This is a genomic window from Bacteroides sp. MSK.20.82 (genome assembly GCF_019052485.1).
Taxonomy (GTDB): domain Bacteria; phylum Bacteroidota; class Bacteroidia; order Bacteroidales; family Bacteroidaceae; genus Bacteroides; species Bacteroides thetaiotaomicron.
Genome location: NZ_JAHQUN010000014.1, coordinates 1 through 14,247, shown reverse-complemented (window position 1 = coordinate 14,247; position 14,247 = coordinate 1). Strand labels below are relative to the sequence as shown.

General features: G+C 46.3%; 11 protein-coding genes. 6 read left to right on the top strand and 5 right to left on the bottom strand.

What is annotated here, in order from left to right:
- Positions 1–22: 22 nt before the first annotated feature.
- A complete protein-coding gene (gene folP / locus KTR07_RS14015) occupies positions 23–886 on the bottom strand; it encodes a dihydropteroate synthase (RefSeq protein ID WP_008767053.1) in 864 nt (287 codons plus the stop codon).
- A 127-nt stretch (positions 887–1,013) separates the two neighbouring features.
- Here folP and KTR07_RS14010 point away from each other — a divergent pair, with 127 nt between their 5' ends.
- Both KTR07_RS14010 and murF read left to right on the top strand, forming a co-directional pair.
- Positions 1,014–3,029 carry an ATP-binding protein gene (locus KTR07_RS14010; RefSeq protein ID WP_008767054.1) on the top strand — a complete coding sequence of 672 codons (2,016 nt, stop codon included), beginning with the start codon at positions 1,014–1,016 and terminating at the stop codon, positions 3,027–3,029.
- 74 nt (positions 3,030–3,103) lie between these two features.
- Positions 3,104–4,402: a UDP-N-acetylmuramoyl-tripeptide--D-alanyl-D-alanine ligase gene (gene murF / locus KTR07_RS14005; protein WP_008762589.1), complete on the top strand. Its 1,299-nt coding sequence runs from the start codon at positions 3,104–3,106 to the stop codon at positions 4,400–4,402.
- A 153-nt stretch (positions 4,403–4,555) separates the two neighbouring features.
- Here the strand turns inward: murF and KTR07_RS14000 are convergent, their stop codons facing one another.
- Complete coding sequence (locus tag KTR07_RS14000) at positions 4,556–4,948, bottom strand: VanZ family protein (protein ID WP_008762588.1); 393 nt, start codon at positions 4,946–4,948, stop codon at positions 4,556–4,558.
- A 103-nt stretch (positions 4,949–5,051) separates the two neighbouring features.
- Here KTR07_RS14000 and KTR07_RS13995 point away from each other — a divergent pair, with 103 nt between their 5' ends.
- Both KTR07_RS13995 and KTR07_RS13990 read left to right on the top strand, forming a co-directional pair.
- Positions 5,052–6,422, top strand: a complete 1,371-nt coding sequence (locus tag KTR07_RS13995; protein WP_008762587.1) for a sodium-dependent transporter — start codon at positions 5,052–5,054, stop codon at positions 6,420–6,422.
- Positions 6,422–7,351, top strand: a complete 930-nt coding sequence (locus KTR07_RS13990; RefSeq protein WP_113747886.1) for a helix-hairpin-helix domain-containing protein — start codon at positions 6,422–6,424, stop codon at positions 7,349–7,351. Before KTR07_RS13995 ends, KTR07_RS13990 begins: the two co-directional genes overlap by 1 nt.
- Positions 7,352–7,553: 202 nt before the next feature.
- Here KTR07_RS13990 and KTR07_RS13985 read toward each other — a convergent pair whose 3' ends face one another.
- Genes KTR07_RS13985 through KTR07_RS13975 form a run of 3 tightly spaced genes read right to left on the bottom strand, consistent with a single transcriptional unit; the run spans position 7,554 to position 11,071 of the window.
- A complete protein-coding gene (locus KTR07_RS13985; RefSeq protein ID WP_117981103.1) occupies positions 7,554–8,210 on the bottom strand; it encodes an ABC transporter ATP-binding protein in 657 nt (218 codons plus the stop codon).
- Positions 8,211–8,219: 9 nt separating this feature from the next.
- Positions 8,220–8,936 (bottom strand): ThiF family adenylyltransferase, encoded by a 717-nt coding sequence (locus KTR07_RS13980; protein ID WP_113747885.1) that lies wholly within the window; start codon positions 8,934–8,936, stop codon positions 8,220–8,222.
- Positions 8,936–11,071, bottom strand: a complete 2,136-nt coding sequence (locus KTR07_RS13975; protein WP_113747884.1) for a cation:proton antiporter — start codon at positions 11,069–11,071, stop codon at positions 8,936–8,938. Before KTR07_RS13975 ends, KTR07_RS13980 begins: the two co-directional genes overlap by 1 nt.
- A gap of 184 nt (positions 11,072–11,255) precedes the next feature.
- On the opposite strand from KTR07_RS13975, the gene KTR07_RS13970 reads away from it, so the two are divergent.
- Together KTR07_RS13970 and KTR07_RS13965 are read left to right on the top strand one after the other, a co-directional pair.
- Positions 11,256–12,995, top strand: coding sequence for an ATP-binding protein (locus KTR07_RS13970; protein ID WP_062695795.1), 1,740 nt, complete (start codon positions 11,256–11,258; stop codon positions 12,993–12,995).
- A 67-nt stretch (positions 12,996–13,062) separates the two neighbouring features.
- Positions 13,063–14,070, top strand: a complete 1,008-nt coding sequence (locus KTR07_RS13965; RefSeq protein WP_008762581.1) for an aspartate-semialdehyde dehydrogenase — start codon at positions 13,063–13,065, stop codon at positions 14,068–14,070.
- Positions 14,071–14,247 lie beyond the last annotated feature (177 nt).

Genomic DNA, 14,247 nt, shown 5'->3' with positions numbered 1-14,247 from the left:
ACCAACGGATAATGCCATTCTATCATTTGCCATATTCACTCTCAGTTCTCAGTTTATCCACAATCCGGACGGCTTCCACCGCTTCGCGCACGTCATGCACCCGAAGAATGTTCGCTCCTTTCATTAACGCAACGGTATCCAGTACGGTTGTTCCATTCAATGAATCCTGCGGAGTTCCTCCCAATAGTTTATAAATCATTGATTTCCGGGAAACACCGACTAACAGTGGAAGTTCGAAAATGCTGAACTCTTCCAGGTGAGCCATCAACTCATAATTATGCTCCAGTGTCTTCCCAAAACCAAAACCCGGATCGAGTATAATGTCTTTCAGACCCAATTCACGAAGTTGTTGCACCTTGCGAGCAAAGTACATGAACACTTCCTTCATCAAATTATCATAATGGGGTTCTTTCTGCATATTTTGGGGAGTTCCCTGCATGTGCATCATGATATAAGGCACTCCCAGGCGGGCCACAGTCTCAAACATCCGGTTGTCCATCTCACCGGCAGCGATATCATTGACGATAGCTACGCCATACTCCTCCACACACTGTTCGGCTACATCCGCCCGGAAAGTATCGACCGAAACGATAGCATCCGGATGATTCCGGTTTACGATCTCCAGTCCGGTACGTAAGCGGTTCATTTCTTCTTCGGCGGTGATGTGTTCGGCGTTCGGGCGCGAGGAGTAAGCTCCGATATCAATGATAGAGGCTCCTTCATCGATGATCTGCCGTGCCCTCGCTGCAATTTCCTCCTGCGTCTGCATCCGGCTGCCGGAATAAAAAGAATCGGGTGTCACATTGAGAATACCCATCACTTGCGGAGTAGCAAGATCGAGCAGACGTCCTTTCACATTTATATAAGTTGGAGAGATCAATTTCATTCTTGATTATATTCCAGTTAGACTGTTGCAAATGTAGATAAAAAAAGCAAGTATTCGTATTAAAATTAGGAAATAAACGTATATTTGCAATCAATAGCAATCAATAGAACTACCGAAAACGAATACCATGAGCCGATTGTCCCGAATTATCTTAGGATACCTTGTCTCTTTTTTGTTCATCGTTATTCCTGCAAAAGCCCAGAAAGAAGCTGAAGTTTATAACGTTGATTCCTCTTTGTATGCCTACTATCAGCGTTGCCAGGAACATTTGCTGGAACCGGTCGTGCTGAGTATGTCCGATACGCTGTTCCGTATGGCTAGCGGACAAAACGACCAGCGGATGCAGGCGGTAGCTCTCTCCACCCGGCTGGACTATTATTATTACCAGGCCAATAATGAAGACAGCATCATTTTTTATACCAATAAGGTAAAACAATTCGCTAAAGAAATACAGCAGTCCAAGTACTACTATTTCGCCTGGGCCAACCGGCTGATCCTATATTACCTGAAAACCGGAAGGAGTAACATCGCCCTCTATGAAGCCGAAAAAGTGCTGAAAGAGGCACAAGCCGAGGACAACAAGACCGGACTCATGTACTGCTACAACATCATGTCGCAGATTTACACAATCAAGAACTTTGATGTCATGGCGTCCGAATGGCGCGTGAAAGAAATCGAACTGACCGAAAAATACAAATTAGAAAACTATAATATCAGTAATACTTACGCTCAACTTGCCAATTACTACATTACGCATCATCAGCCGGAACCAGCGCTGGAAGCACTGGAAAAAGCAGTAAAAACAGCCAACTCCGCCAGCCATAAAATACTGGCAAAGCTGACATACGTAGAGTATTACAGTGAATTTAAAGATTTCTCAGCAGCGGAGAAGATGCTGAAAGAATGCAGGGAACTGTTCGACCAGGACAAAAGGCTGGACTCACTCAAAAAAAGGTTTTACCGCACAGAGGCTTTCTACTACCAGCGCAGCAAACAGTTCGTCAAGGCACTGGAAGCTGTCGAGAAGCAGAAAACCGAAGAGCAACGGCTGAATGAGTACGCCATGAGCAGCGGACAATACCGCCTCAAAGGAGAAATCTACAGACAGATGGGCAGACCGGATGAAGCGGTGAAATTTCTGAAAAAGTATATTGAAGTAGACGATTCTTTGAAAATAGCCAATGAACAACTGGCGAGCAGCGAATATGCCACGCTGCTAAATGTAGAAAAGCTCAATGCGGAGAAAAAGGAATTAATGCTTCGGACAAAAGAAAAGGAGTTGAGCAATAAAACGACGCTGATTTTTTCATTGATCATCCTGTTAGCCATCCTCTTCTTGTTCTTATATCGGGAAAGCCGTCTGAACCGGAGGCTGAAGGCCTCGGAAAGTGAATTAAGAAATAAGAACGAAGAACTGACTTATTCGAGAGAAGAACTGCGCAAAGCCAGAGATCAGGCAGAAGCGACCAGCCAGATGAAAACGACTTTTATTCAGAGTATGTCTCACGAAATACGGACACCGCTCAATTCGATCATAGGCTTCTCACAAGTATTAAGTGACCACTACGGCAATGAGGAAACGAAAGAATTCGTCAACATCATCAAAGCCAACACGGACGATCTGCTTCGACTCGTGACCGATGTGCTCGCATTGTCGGAGCTCGACCAATATAACAAGCTCCCTACAAATATCCAAACGGATATCAATATGATCTGCCAGCTATCTATCGAAGTAGCTAAAATGCAGAAACAAGACACAGTCGAATTCCTTTTCAAACCGGAAAGGGAAAAACTAATCATACTCAGCAATCCGGAACGCATTTCGCAGTTACTTGCCAATCTGGCACACAATGCGATCAAATTCACGACTCATGGCAGCATCGAACTGACTTATTCGGTATTGGAAGCAGAAAAGAAACTCGAGATCAGCGTTACCGACACCGGTATAGGAATCCCTAAGGAGAAACAGGAAAAAGTATTCGAACGCTTCTACAAAATGAACTCCTTCTCACAGGGCACGGGCCTCGGACTGTCGATCAGCCGGACGATTGCCGAAAAGTTAGGAGGCAGCCTCCACATCGATTCATCCTATACGGACGGGTGCCGGATGGTGCTGACTCTTCCTTTGGTATATGCTGAGTAAAAAACGCTTCTGACCGATACCAAATCCGAAAGAATAGCCTATCTTTGCAACATTTAAAAATAAAAGCTCAGGCTATGAAACTTTCTGCTCTTTACCAGATATTTCTGGATTGCCAATTAGTGACGACCGATAGTCGGAACTGTCCTGAAGGATCACTGTTTATCGCTCTGAAAGGCGAGTCATTCAATGGAAACGCTTTTGCCGGAAAAGCATTGGAAACCGGTTGCGCCTATGCTGTCATCGACGAATCCGAATACGCGATTGAAGGCGATCAACGATATATACTCGTAGACGACTGCCTGCAAACATTGCAGCAGCTTGCCAATTACCACCGCCGCCAGCTGGGTACACGAGTAATCGGTATCACTGGTACCAACGGCAAGACGACTACGAAGGAACTGATCTCCGCCGTACTCTCTCAGAGCCACAACATTCTTTATACGCTAGGTAATCTGAACAACCACATCGGCGTGCCCTCTACCCTGCTCCGCCTGAAAGCGGAACACGACCTTGCCGTCATCGAGATGGGCGCCAATCATCCGGGAGAAATCAAATTCCTCAGCGAAATCGTAGAGCCGGACTGCGGTATCATCACCAATGTAGGCAAAGCCCATTTGGAAGGCTTCGGTTCTTTCGAAGGTGTGATAAAAACCAAAGGAGAACTTTATGACTTTCTCCGTAAGAAAGAAGGTTCTACCGTCTTTATCCATCACGACAATGCTTATCTGATGAACATTGCCGAAGGACTGAACCTGATCCCTTACGGCACCGAAGATGACCTTTACGTAAACGGACGAATCACCGGCAACTCCCCTTATCTCACTTTCGAATGGAAAGCGGGCAAGGATGGTAAATCCTATCAGGTTCAGACGCAACTGATCGGAGAATACAACTTCCCCAATGCACTGGCTGCCATCACCATCGGTCGCTTCTTCGGAGTGGAAGATGCAAAGATCAACGAAGCCTTAGCCGGATATACACCACAGAACAACCGCTCGCAACTAAAGAAAACGGACGATAACACACTGATCATCGACGCATACAACGCCAATCCGACCAGCATGATGGCTGCCTTACAGAACTTCCGCAACATGGAAGTTCCTCACAAAATGCTCATCCTTGGTGATATGCGCGAACTGGGTGCCGAAAGCGCTGCCGAACATCAGAAGATAGCAGACTACCTCAAAGAATGCGCGTTCGAAAAAGTATGGCTGGTAGGAGATCAGTTTGCAGCAGCAGAGCACTCCTTCCAAACCTATCCCAACGTACAGGAAGTAATAAAGGAACTGGAGGCCGACAAGCCGAAAGGATACACTATCCTGATCAAAGGGTCCAACGGAATTAAACTCAGTTCGGTTGTAGATTATCTATAATATCGCTGTTAATTTCTCAAAGTATTCTCATGCCTTTGAAAAAAAATTCTCACCACGATGAGAAAAAATACTCATGCCTATGAGAATATTTTCTCACTGCAATGAGAATTTTTTCTCATAGGCATGAGTATGATTATGCATTACTACAGTCTTCTATTCCCTTCTCATCATTCGCGGACGAACCACATAATAAGCCACTAAACTGGCAAGGATGGCACCCACCGAGTTGGCGGCAAAGTCCAGCCAGTCTCCTCCCCGATAAGTCGTGCAATATTCTTGCAGCAATTCCACACAGCCGCTGAACAGTATGGGACAGAGGAATGCCCCTACCCATGCGTGCCATAACGGTGCGTCATCACGACGATGCGCCCGCAGAAATTCCAGCCATAACATACCTGACATACCAAAGTACATACAGATGTGAACTAATTTATCTAAGTTAGGGATTTCATTCAAGTCCGTTTTAGGAGGTTTGAAGAAAGACAGATAAATCACAGTTAAGATGATAAAAAGTGAAATAGGATATTTCTTAATATAAGATAGCATATCTAAATAAAATTACGATTCCGGTACAAATATAACTATCATTTTCTATATTTGCATTTTAATACGTACATTTTATAACGATTTGTAAGACAAAACAAGATTTATGACGAAAATTGATAGAGCGAACTTCGGAAGTAAATTAGGCGTAATACTTGCTTCCGCCGGCTCGGCAGTAGGATTGGGAAACATCTGGAGATTTCCCTATGAAACGGGTAATCACGGTGGCGCAGCCTTTATACTGATCTATTTAGGATGCGTTTTTCTTTTGGGACTTCCCATTTTGATTGCCGAATTCCTAATCGGACGCCGTTCGAGGGCAAATACAGCGGGAGCCTATCAGAAATTAGCTCCCGGCACTCATTGGCGCTGGGTGGGACGCATGGGAGTCCTCGCAGCTTTTCTGATTCTCAGTTATTATTCCGTAGTGGCAGGATGGACGCTGGAGTATGTGTATGAAGCTCTTACGAACGGCTTTACGGGTAAGACTCCCACAGAATTCATCTCTTCCTTCCAGCAGTTCTCCAGCAGTCCGTGGCGACCGGTCTTGTGGTTGGTTCTGTTTCTGTTGGTTACTCATTTTATTATTGTCAAAGGCGTGGAGAAAGGTATCGAGAAATCTTCCAAGATCATGATGCCGACTCTGTTCATTATTATATTGATACTTGTAATCTGTTCGGTTACCCTGCCGGGAGCAGGTGCGGGTATCGAGTTTCTGCTGAAACCGGATTTCAGCAAGGTGGACGGAAATGTATTTCTGAGTGCGATGGGACAGGCTTTCTTCTCCCTTAGCCTAGGGATGGGATGTCTCTGCACCTACGCTTCTTATTTCAGCAAAGAAACCAATCTGACCAAGACAGCATTCAGCGTAGGGATTATAGACACGTTTGTGGCGGTATTGGCAGGCTTCATTATCTTTCCGGCCGCATTCTCCGTAGGGATACAACCGGACGCGGGTCCGAGCCTTATCTTTATCACACTGCCCAATGTATTCCAGCAGGCATTCAGCGGAGTACCGATATTGGCCTATATCTTCTCCGTCATGTTCTACGTATTGCTTGCCATGGCAGCACTGACTTCCACCATTTCCCTGCACGAAGTGGTCACCGCTTATCTGCACGAAGAATTCAACTTCACACGCGGCAAGGCAGCCAGACTGGTGACCGGAGGATGTATCTTCTTAGGTATCCTTTGTTCTTTGTCGCTCGGAGTGATGAAAGGATTCACCATCTTCGGATTGGGAATCTTTGACTTATTCGACTTTGTCACGGCTAAGATCATGCTGACACTCGGCGGTCTGTGCATTTCCATCTTTACCGGATGGTATCTCGACAAGAAAATCGTCTGGTCGGAGATCACCAATGACGGTTCGCTGAAAGTTCCCGTATACAAACTGATCATCTTTATATTAAGATATATTGCACCGATTGCCATCTCTCTGATCTTTATCAATGAGTTGGGACTTATCAAACTATAATGTGGAAAGACTTTTTTTATTTTACTAAAACCGAACGACAAGGCATTATCGTCCTTGTCGTTCTTGTTATAGGGGTATACACAATCCCCGCACTCTTGCAGGCTTTCTCCGGACCGGAGAAAACCGACCCGACTGAACAGGCGAAATCCGAAAAGGAATATAATGAATTTATCTCTTCCATAAAAGAAGCAAAGCAGGACAAGAAATATCCAGTTTACAGAGGCAAGTATTCATCGCCCGCCTATCCGAAAAAAGAAATTAGACCGGCAGCGTTCGATCCGAATACCGCCGACTCCGCCACTTTCCTCAGTCTCGGCTTGCCTACCTGGATGGCGGGCAATATTCTGCGATACCGCAGAAAGCAAGGCAGATTCCGACGTCCGGAAGACTTTCGGAAAATATACGGGCTGACGGAAGAACAATACCGGACTCTTCAACCGTATATACGCATTACCGAAACACCGGTCCTTCAAGATACCAGCCGGATATTAGTAGTACAAGCGACTGCGCCATATGATACTTTAATGAAATACCCGCCGGGCACTATCATCGACCTTAATCAGGCGGATACCACCGAACTTAAAAAGATTCCGGGGATCGGAAGCCGGATTGCCCGATCGATTGTAAACCGTCGCCGGTTATTGGGAGGATTCTATCAGATAGAACAGTTAGGGGAGATTCGGTTAAAAGCGGAAAAGCTCCGTTCGTGGTTCTCCGTGGATGCCGGAAAGATTCACCGGATCAACATCAATAAGGCAAGTGTAGAGCGAATGATGCATCATCCGTACATCAGCTATTATCAAGCCAAGGTCATTGCAGAGTACCGGAAGAAGAAGGGGAAAGTAAGAGACTTGAAACAACTGATGCTTTACGAGGAATTCACACCCGCAGATTTCGAACGAATGGCGCCTTATGTTTGTTACGACTAGAATCGTATTTGTTGTGATATATAAAAAAAGATGCATTCCTATCACACCAGACAAGAATGCATCACACACAAACAAAACAAACACTCTACTGACATCTTCACAGACTTACGTAGAGAAGCGACTATAAATATATAGCTAAAAGATTGAACTCACACAATCTTCTAGTGATTTGGTATCCATTTTTAGAAGTTTGGTTTCCTTATTAATCTTTTTTAATTGTGCCATCCACCATATGTACCGTTCTATCGGTGATTTTGGCCAGTCCTTCATCATGGGTAACGATGACGAAAGTCTGTCCCAACCGGTCCCTCAGGTCGAAGAACAATTGGTGTAAATCTTCTTTACTATGTGTATCGAGACTTCCGGAAGGTTCGTCCGCAAGGATGACTGCCGGATGGTTAATCAAGGCACGTGCTACGGCCACCCGTTGCTTCTCTCCTCCCGACAGTTCGTTCGGCTTATGGGAAGCACGGTCGGTGAGTCCCATGAAAGCCAGTATCTCCATAGCACGTTCGTTTGCTTCCTTAGACGATACTCCGGCGATAAATGCGGGGATCATCACATTCTCCAACGCGGTAAACTCCGGCAGAAGCTGATGAAACTGAAACACAAAACCGATATTCTTATTGCGGAAAGCGGACAGTTCTTTCTCCTTCATCCGGCTGACTACCGTTCCGTCAATCGCCACCGTGCCCGCATCCGGTTCGTCAAGCGTTCCCATGATCTGTAAGAGAGTCGTTTTTCCGGCTCCGCTAGGTCCTACGATACTGACGATCTCACCTTTATTGATTTCCAGGTCAATGCCTTTCAGCACCTGCAAAGAACCAAAACTCTTGGTTATTCCTTCTAATTTTATCATAATAGCTTCTTAGATTCGTTTAATGACATATTCCGCCAGATAGCAGCCGAAGACTGCCGGCATATAGCTGACCGTTCCGCAGGTCGATTTCTTATTCCGTTCGTCATCCGTGAGCAATACCGCTTTCGGGTCCGCCTGTTCGGTACTGAATACGACTGGAAGTTTACGCTTTACTCCCATTTTCTGCAAACGCTTCCGCACCGCTTTGCTGAGTCCGCAGTGATAGGTATCCCAAAGATCGGCAAAGCGAATCTGCGCAATATCGCTCTTCGCGCCTGCGCCCATGCTGGAAACAATCTTTATATGACGCTTCATCGCTTCATAGATCAGAAAGCATTTGGGGCTGATCGTATCGATGGCATCCACTATGAAGTCAAACTTAGCGGAATCCAGCAGTTCGGGGATATTCTCGTCTTTCAGGTAGACGGGTAAAACGGTCAGTTCAATATCCGGATTGATGTCTTTGTAGCGTGCCGCCAACACTTCCGCTTTCGGCATCCCCAGGGTGGAATGCATGGCAGGAAGCTGACGGTTCATATTGGTAGGCTGCACGGTATCCGCGTCTACAATCGTCATCCTGCCTACCCCAGCCCGGCAAAGCATTTCGGCAGCATACGCCCCCACGCCTCCCAGCCCGACAACCAATACATGCGAAGCACGGATACGCTTCATTTTCTCTTCTCCCAACAGGAGTTCTGTCCGTTGTTGCCAGTTATTTTCTTCCATCAGCTTTTCTTAAACCATTTATAAAACCATTTGCCCACCTTTTCATAATGCTGCGATTCGTTGTAACCACGCGGGTCGGAGAAAGACACAATCTCCTGCGGATCGCCGAACTGGTCGGGGTACAGGATAATCAGACTGTTGTTGGAGAAATACTTGCTCAACTGTGCCGGCAGACGTTCAAAGGACGGATCATACGAGATAGAACCCCGACGGGCAGAGATGACAACGAATAAATGATCGTAGTTCACCTGTCCGGTCAGCAGCAGAAGGTCGCCCCACTCTTCGAGCAGAGAAAATTCGGTCGGGGTACCGCTGAATTTCTTCTTCACCAGTTGTTGCAGACGCATCAGTGTACGTTCGTTGGCAAAGAAGTGCACACGGCAGCCGAGAATGCTTCCCATCCGGCAGAAATGCTCTACCCATTTGGAAAAACCGGTTTCAAATTCGGCTTTGGGCGGAACGGCGATGATGATGCGGCGGAGCGTATTGACCGGCATCAGGAATTTGGCTATCATCACTTCGCGGTGAGTACCTTTCAGCAGGCTTTCGGCAAGGTTGCCAAAGAAGGAATCGACGATATTCGCCTTGCGGTGCAGACCGATCACTACATCCGTAGCTTCATATTCCTTAATCGTATGTATAATCCCCGAAGCAATGTTCAGATCGTAGCGGCTTACCATCGTCACTGGCACATCGGCGGCGGCGGCAATCATGGCGGCTTTTTCGAGATTCCGCTTGCCTTGCAGTTCCTTATTCTCCGAGCTGTTATTGTCATTAATCACATTCAGGGCAATCATGCCATTCTTCTGCTTGGCATCCTTGATCACCAGGGCGAGATTCACCAGGTTCTCAATCGTTTCCGGATTAGCTACCGGAATCAGAATCTGCTCCATCGCTTTCTTCGCTCCCTTATCTTCGGGCTGCGCATCTTCGTTCAGTGCAAACCGGCGGGCGGAACGTTCCGTTACCAGCGAACTGATGACACAGGTGAAAAGGATCATCACGACCGTACCGTTCAGTACGTCATCATTGAGCAGACGCTCTCCGTTTTCCATGATAATTTCGTGCCCGATCAGCACCGCTGCCAGCGTAGCCGCCGCCTGTGCATTACTGAGTCCGAAGATCATGCTGCGTTCATTGGGCTGCATACGGTAAATCTTCTGCGTGATCCATGCAGCAAGCCATTTGCTGAAAGTAGCTACCACTGTCATGACTACCGCCACTTTCAATGCTTCGCCCCCCGTAAACAGGTTTCTGACATCGATAATCATACCGACACCGATCAGAAAGTAAGGAATGAACAAGGCATTTCCCACAAATTCCAGACGGTTCATCAGCGGAGAGACATGAGGAATCAAGCGGTTCAGGACCAATCCGGCAAGGAAAGCTCCCAAAATTCCTTCCATTCCAACAAACTCCATCAGTCCGCCTCCGAGGAAGACCATCGCCAGCACGAACACGAACTGCATCACGCTATCGTCATACTTCCGGAAGAACCAGCGTCCGATGCGGGGGAAGAAGAAGATAATAAGGAAACCAAGGAAGGCTACTTTCGCAACGAGGAACACCCAGAACAGACCATCGACGGTGCCTTTAAACATTCCGCCAATAACGGCAAGGATGATAAGGGCAAGAGTGACCGTAATGGCCGTACCACCGATAGTAATATTGACACTACGCAGACGGGACAATCCGTAACGGCTGATAATAGGATAAGCAATCAAAGTGTGAGAAGCGTACATACTGGCGAGCAGCACTGCGGTAAGAAAACCGTATCCCAGCATGCTCATACTGCTCCATATACCCAGCGCCATAGGAATCAGGAAAGTAAGCAAGCCGAAGACAACGCTCTTCATCCGGTTTTTCTTGAAGTCCTCCATGTCCATTTCGAGTCCGGCAAGGAACATGATATAGTAAAGCCCCACTTTACCAAACAGTTCGAAGCTGCTGTCACGGTCGAGCACATGGAATCCGTGTTCGCCGATCAGCACACCGGCCAGAATCATACCTATAATATGAGGTATATGAAGGCGCCCCAGAATCATCGGAGCAAAGAGAATGATAATTAGCACCAGAAAAAACACCCAAGTCGGATCGGTTATCGGTAACGCTAAATTGAATTCAAACAGGTTCATAGGTCCGTGGTTTTAGGATTTCTACGCAAAGGAACAAAAAAGTTCGCAGAATCACAATGCAGGTATTATAAATCTCATCCTCCTGTTTATTTAATAGGAATAATAGCAACAATTGCAGAAGGATAGTTGTTGGAGATAAAAAGAAAACTTAACTTTGCATCCATCCCAATAAAATGAACGCATTATGGCAAAAGGAATCCCTTATGGCATATCGGACTTCAGCAGGCTGATAGACCAAAATTATTATTATGTAGATAAAACGCATTTCATTCCCCAGATAGAAGAAATAGCAAACTACCTTTTCCTTATTCGTCCCCGACGGTTCGGCAAGAGTGTATTTCTCACCATGATGCGTGCCTATTACGATATTTCACAGAAAGATCGTTTTGAAGAACGGTTCGGCAATCTATGGATCGGTAAGCACCCCACCCCGCTTCAGGGAATCTACCAGGTGCTCTATTTTGACTTTTCCAAAGCAAACCTGGGACGTGGAAGTCTGGAAGACAACTTCAACAATTATTGCTGCATACAGTTGAACGACTTCTTCAGTACTTACCGGGAATACTACCAAGGCGAGAAAGAACTGGAGCAAATCATCGCTTCTACCGAAGCCGCTACAAAGCTGCATTGGCTGGAAGCCACCGCCCGCCGCCTGGGACATTTGCTCTACCTCATCATTGATGAATATGACAACTTTACGAATGTCATCCTGAGTGAACAGGGGAAAAACCTTTTCCGCGACCTGACCCACGCCAGCGGCTTCTACCGGGAATACTTCAAGCAGTTCAAGGGTATGTTCGAACGCATCTTCCTGATGGGGGTAAGTCCTGTCACGCTGGACGACTTATCCAGCGGATACAACATAGACTGGAATATCAGTGTGGACCCGCACTTCAATATGATGATGGGATTCAGTGAAACAGATGTACGGGAGATGTTCGACTATTATCAGAAAGAAGGTATGCTGAAAGGAGATATAGATGCCATGATTAATGAAATGAAACCGTGGTATGACAATTACTGCTTTGCCAAAGCCAGCTTGAAGACCGATCCGAGAATGTTCAATTGCGACATGACACTATATTATTTGCGTCACCGGGTTAATTTCGACGCATCTCCGGAAGAATTGGTCGACAAGAATATCCGTACGGACTACAGCAAATTGAAAATGCTGGCACGCCTCGACCATGAGAATGTATCGGGAGGAGACCGCATGAGTACGATTGAAGAGATAGCTGCTAAAGGAGAGATACTGGTAAACCTCCACACATCTTTTCCCGCAGAGAAGATTGTTGAAACAGACAATTTCCGCAGCCTGCTTTATTATTATGGACTGCTTACAATGTGCGGCACACGTGGAGACCGTATTGTGATGTGCATTCCTAACAATTGCGTCCGTGAGCAGTATTTCGGATTCCTTCGGGAATACTACCAGCAGCGTAAGGAAGTATTCTTGCCTCACTTAAAAGATTTAATTGACGACATGGCCTTCGACGGACAATGGCGCCCTCTGTTTGAGTACATAGCCCTTGCCTATAAAGAAAACTCCGCCATCCGCGATGCCATCGAGGGAGAACACAATTTGCAAGGTTTCTTCAAAGCATACCTTGCTCTTGCTTCTTATTATCTGGTTCAGCCGGAATTGGAGATGAATTACGGATATTGTGACTTTTTCCTCCTGCCGGACAAATCCCGCTACCCGGACACGGCACACAGTTATATTCTGGAATTAAAATACCTCCCGCGCACCGCCACCGATAAGGAACTGGAAGAACAAGCGGAAGAAGGCAGAGGGCAACTAAAACAATATAGCCGGGATAAAAAGGTAACAACTATCAGTGAAGGGACTGCATTGCATTGCATTTTGCTCCAATTTAAAGGATGGGAACTGATAAAATGTGAAGAAGTATCTCCAAAATGCTGATTATATGATAAAATGTTCTAATTTTGCAGCGATTAACCACATTATTCACATTTAACAAAAGAAAAAGATGAAAGTAGCTATTGTTGGCGTAAGCGGAGCCGTAGGACAGGAATTCCTGCGCGTGCTCGATGAGAGAAATTTCCCGATGGACGAGTTAGTTTTGTTCGGTTCTAAACGCAGTGCCGGAACAACCTATACTTTCCGCGGTAAACAGATCGAGGTCAAACTCTTACAACACAACGATGACTTTAAAGGAGTAGACATTGCTTTCACTTCTGCCGGTGCAGGAACATCCAAGGAGTTCGAGAAAACAATCACCAAATACGGTGCTGTGATGATCGACAACTCCAGCGCTTTCCGTATGGACGCTGATGTGCCTTTGGTAGTGCCCGAAGTAAATGCCGCAGATGCGTTGGAGCGTCCGCGTGGCGTCATTGCCAATCCTAACTGTACAACTATCCAGATGGTAGTTGCACTGAAAGCCATCGAACAGCTTTCTCATATAAAAACCGTGCACGTATCTACTTATCAGGCTGCCAGCGGTGCCGGTGCTGCCGCTATGGACGAGTTGTACGAACAATACCGTCAGGTATTGGCCAACGAGCCTGTGACAGTAGAGAAGTTTGCTTATCAGCTGGCATTCAACCTGATTCCGCAGATCGACGTGTTCACGGAAAACGGTTATACCAAAGAAGAAATGAAGATGTATAACGAAACACGCAAGATTATGCACTCTGACGTGAAAGTCAGTGCAACCTGCGTACGTGTTCCCGCACTTCGTGCTCACTCTGAAAGCATCTGGGTGGAAACAGAACGTCCGATCTCGGTAGAAGAAGCCCGTGAAGCATTCGCCAAAGGCGAGGGTCTCGTTCTTCAGGACAATCCTGCTGAAAAGGAATACCCGATGCCGTTGTTCCTTGCAGGCAAAGACCCTGTGTACGTTGGACGTATCCGCAAAGACCTTACAAATGAAAACGGTCTGACATTCTGGATCGTTGGCGATCAGATCAAAAAAGGTGCTGCACTGAATGCTGTACAGATCGCTGAGTATCTGATCAAGGTAAAGAACGTATAAGATACATAGATAAAATGAAATAAAGGTCGGCTTGCTACACGACAATCGTCGCAGTGCAAGCCGATCTTCTTTATTTGCCTCGAAGTCACCAAGGCTTTCCTTTTCCCATCTCTCCTACAAGATGTCTTACCCTGGATTTGGTTGACTACTATAAGTATCAACTAAAATGAATAAAAG

What these genes read in the sequence shown, in the direction of transcription:
- murF (WP_008762589.1), top strand. Translation starts at nt 3,104, where the DNA reads ATGAAACTTTCTGCTCTTTACCAGATATTTCTGGATTGCCAATTAGTG.
- KTR07_RS13980 (WP_113747885.1), bottom strand. Translation starts at nt 8,936, where the DNA reads ATGGAAGAAAATAACTGGCAACAACGGACAGAACTCCTGTTGGGAGAA.
- KTR07_RS13975 (WP_113747884.1), bottom strand. Translation starts at nt 11,071, where the DNA reads ATGAACCTGTTTGAATTCAATTTAGCGTTACCGATAACCGATCCGACT.
- KTR07_RS13990 (WP_113747886.1), top strand. Translation starts at nt 6,422, where the DNA reads ATGTGGAAAGACTTTTTTTATTTTACTAAAACCGAACGACAAGGCATT.
- KTR07_RS13970 (WP_062695795.1), top strand. Translation starts at nt 11,256, where the DNA reads ATGGCAAAAGGAATCCCTTATGGCATATCGGACTTCAGCAGGCTGATA.
- KTR07_RS13965 (WP_008762581.1), top strand. Translation starts at nt 13,063, where the DNA reads ATGAAAGTAGCTATTGTTGGCGTAAGCGGAGCCGTAGGACAGGAATTC.
- folP (WP_008767053.1), bottom strand. Translation starts at nt 886, where the DNA reads ATGAAATTGATCTCTCCAACTTATATAAATGTGAAAGGACGTCTGCTC.
- KTR07_RS13995 (WP_008762587.1), top strand. Translation starts at nt 5,052, where the DNA reads ATGACGAAAATTGATAGAGCGAACTTCGGAAGTAAATTAGGCGTAATA.
- KTR07_RS13985 (WP_117981103.1), bottom strand. Translation starts at nt 8,210, where the DNA reads ATGATAAAATTAGAAGGAATAACCAAGAGTTTTGGTTCTTTGCAGGTG.
- KTR07_RS14010 (WP_008767054.1), top strand. Translation starts at nt 1,014, where the DNA reads ATGAGCCGATTGTCCCGAATTATCTTAGGATACCTTGTCTCTTTTTTG.
- KTR07_RS14000 (WP_008762588.1), bottom strand. Translation starts at nt 4,948, where the DNA reads ATGCTATCTTATATTAAGAAATATCCTATTTCACTTTTTATCATCTTA.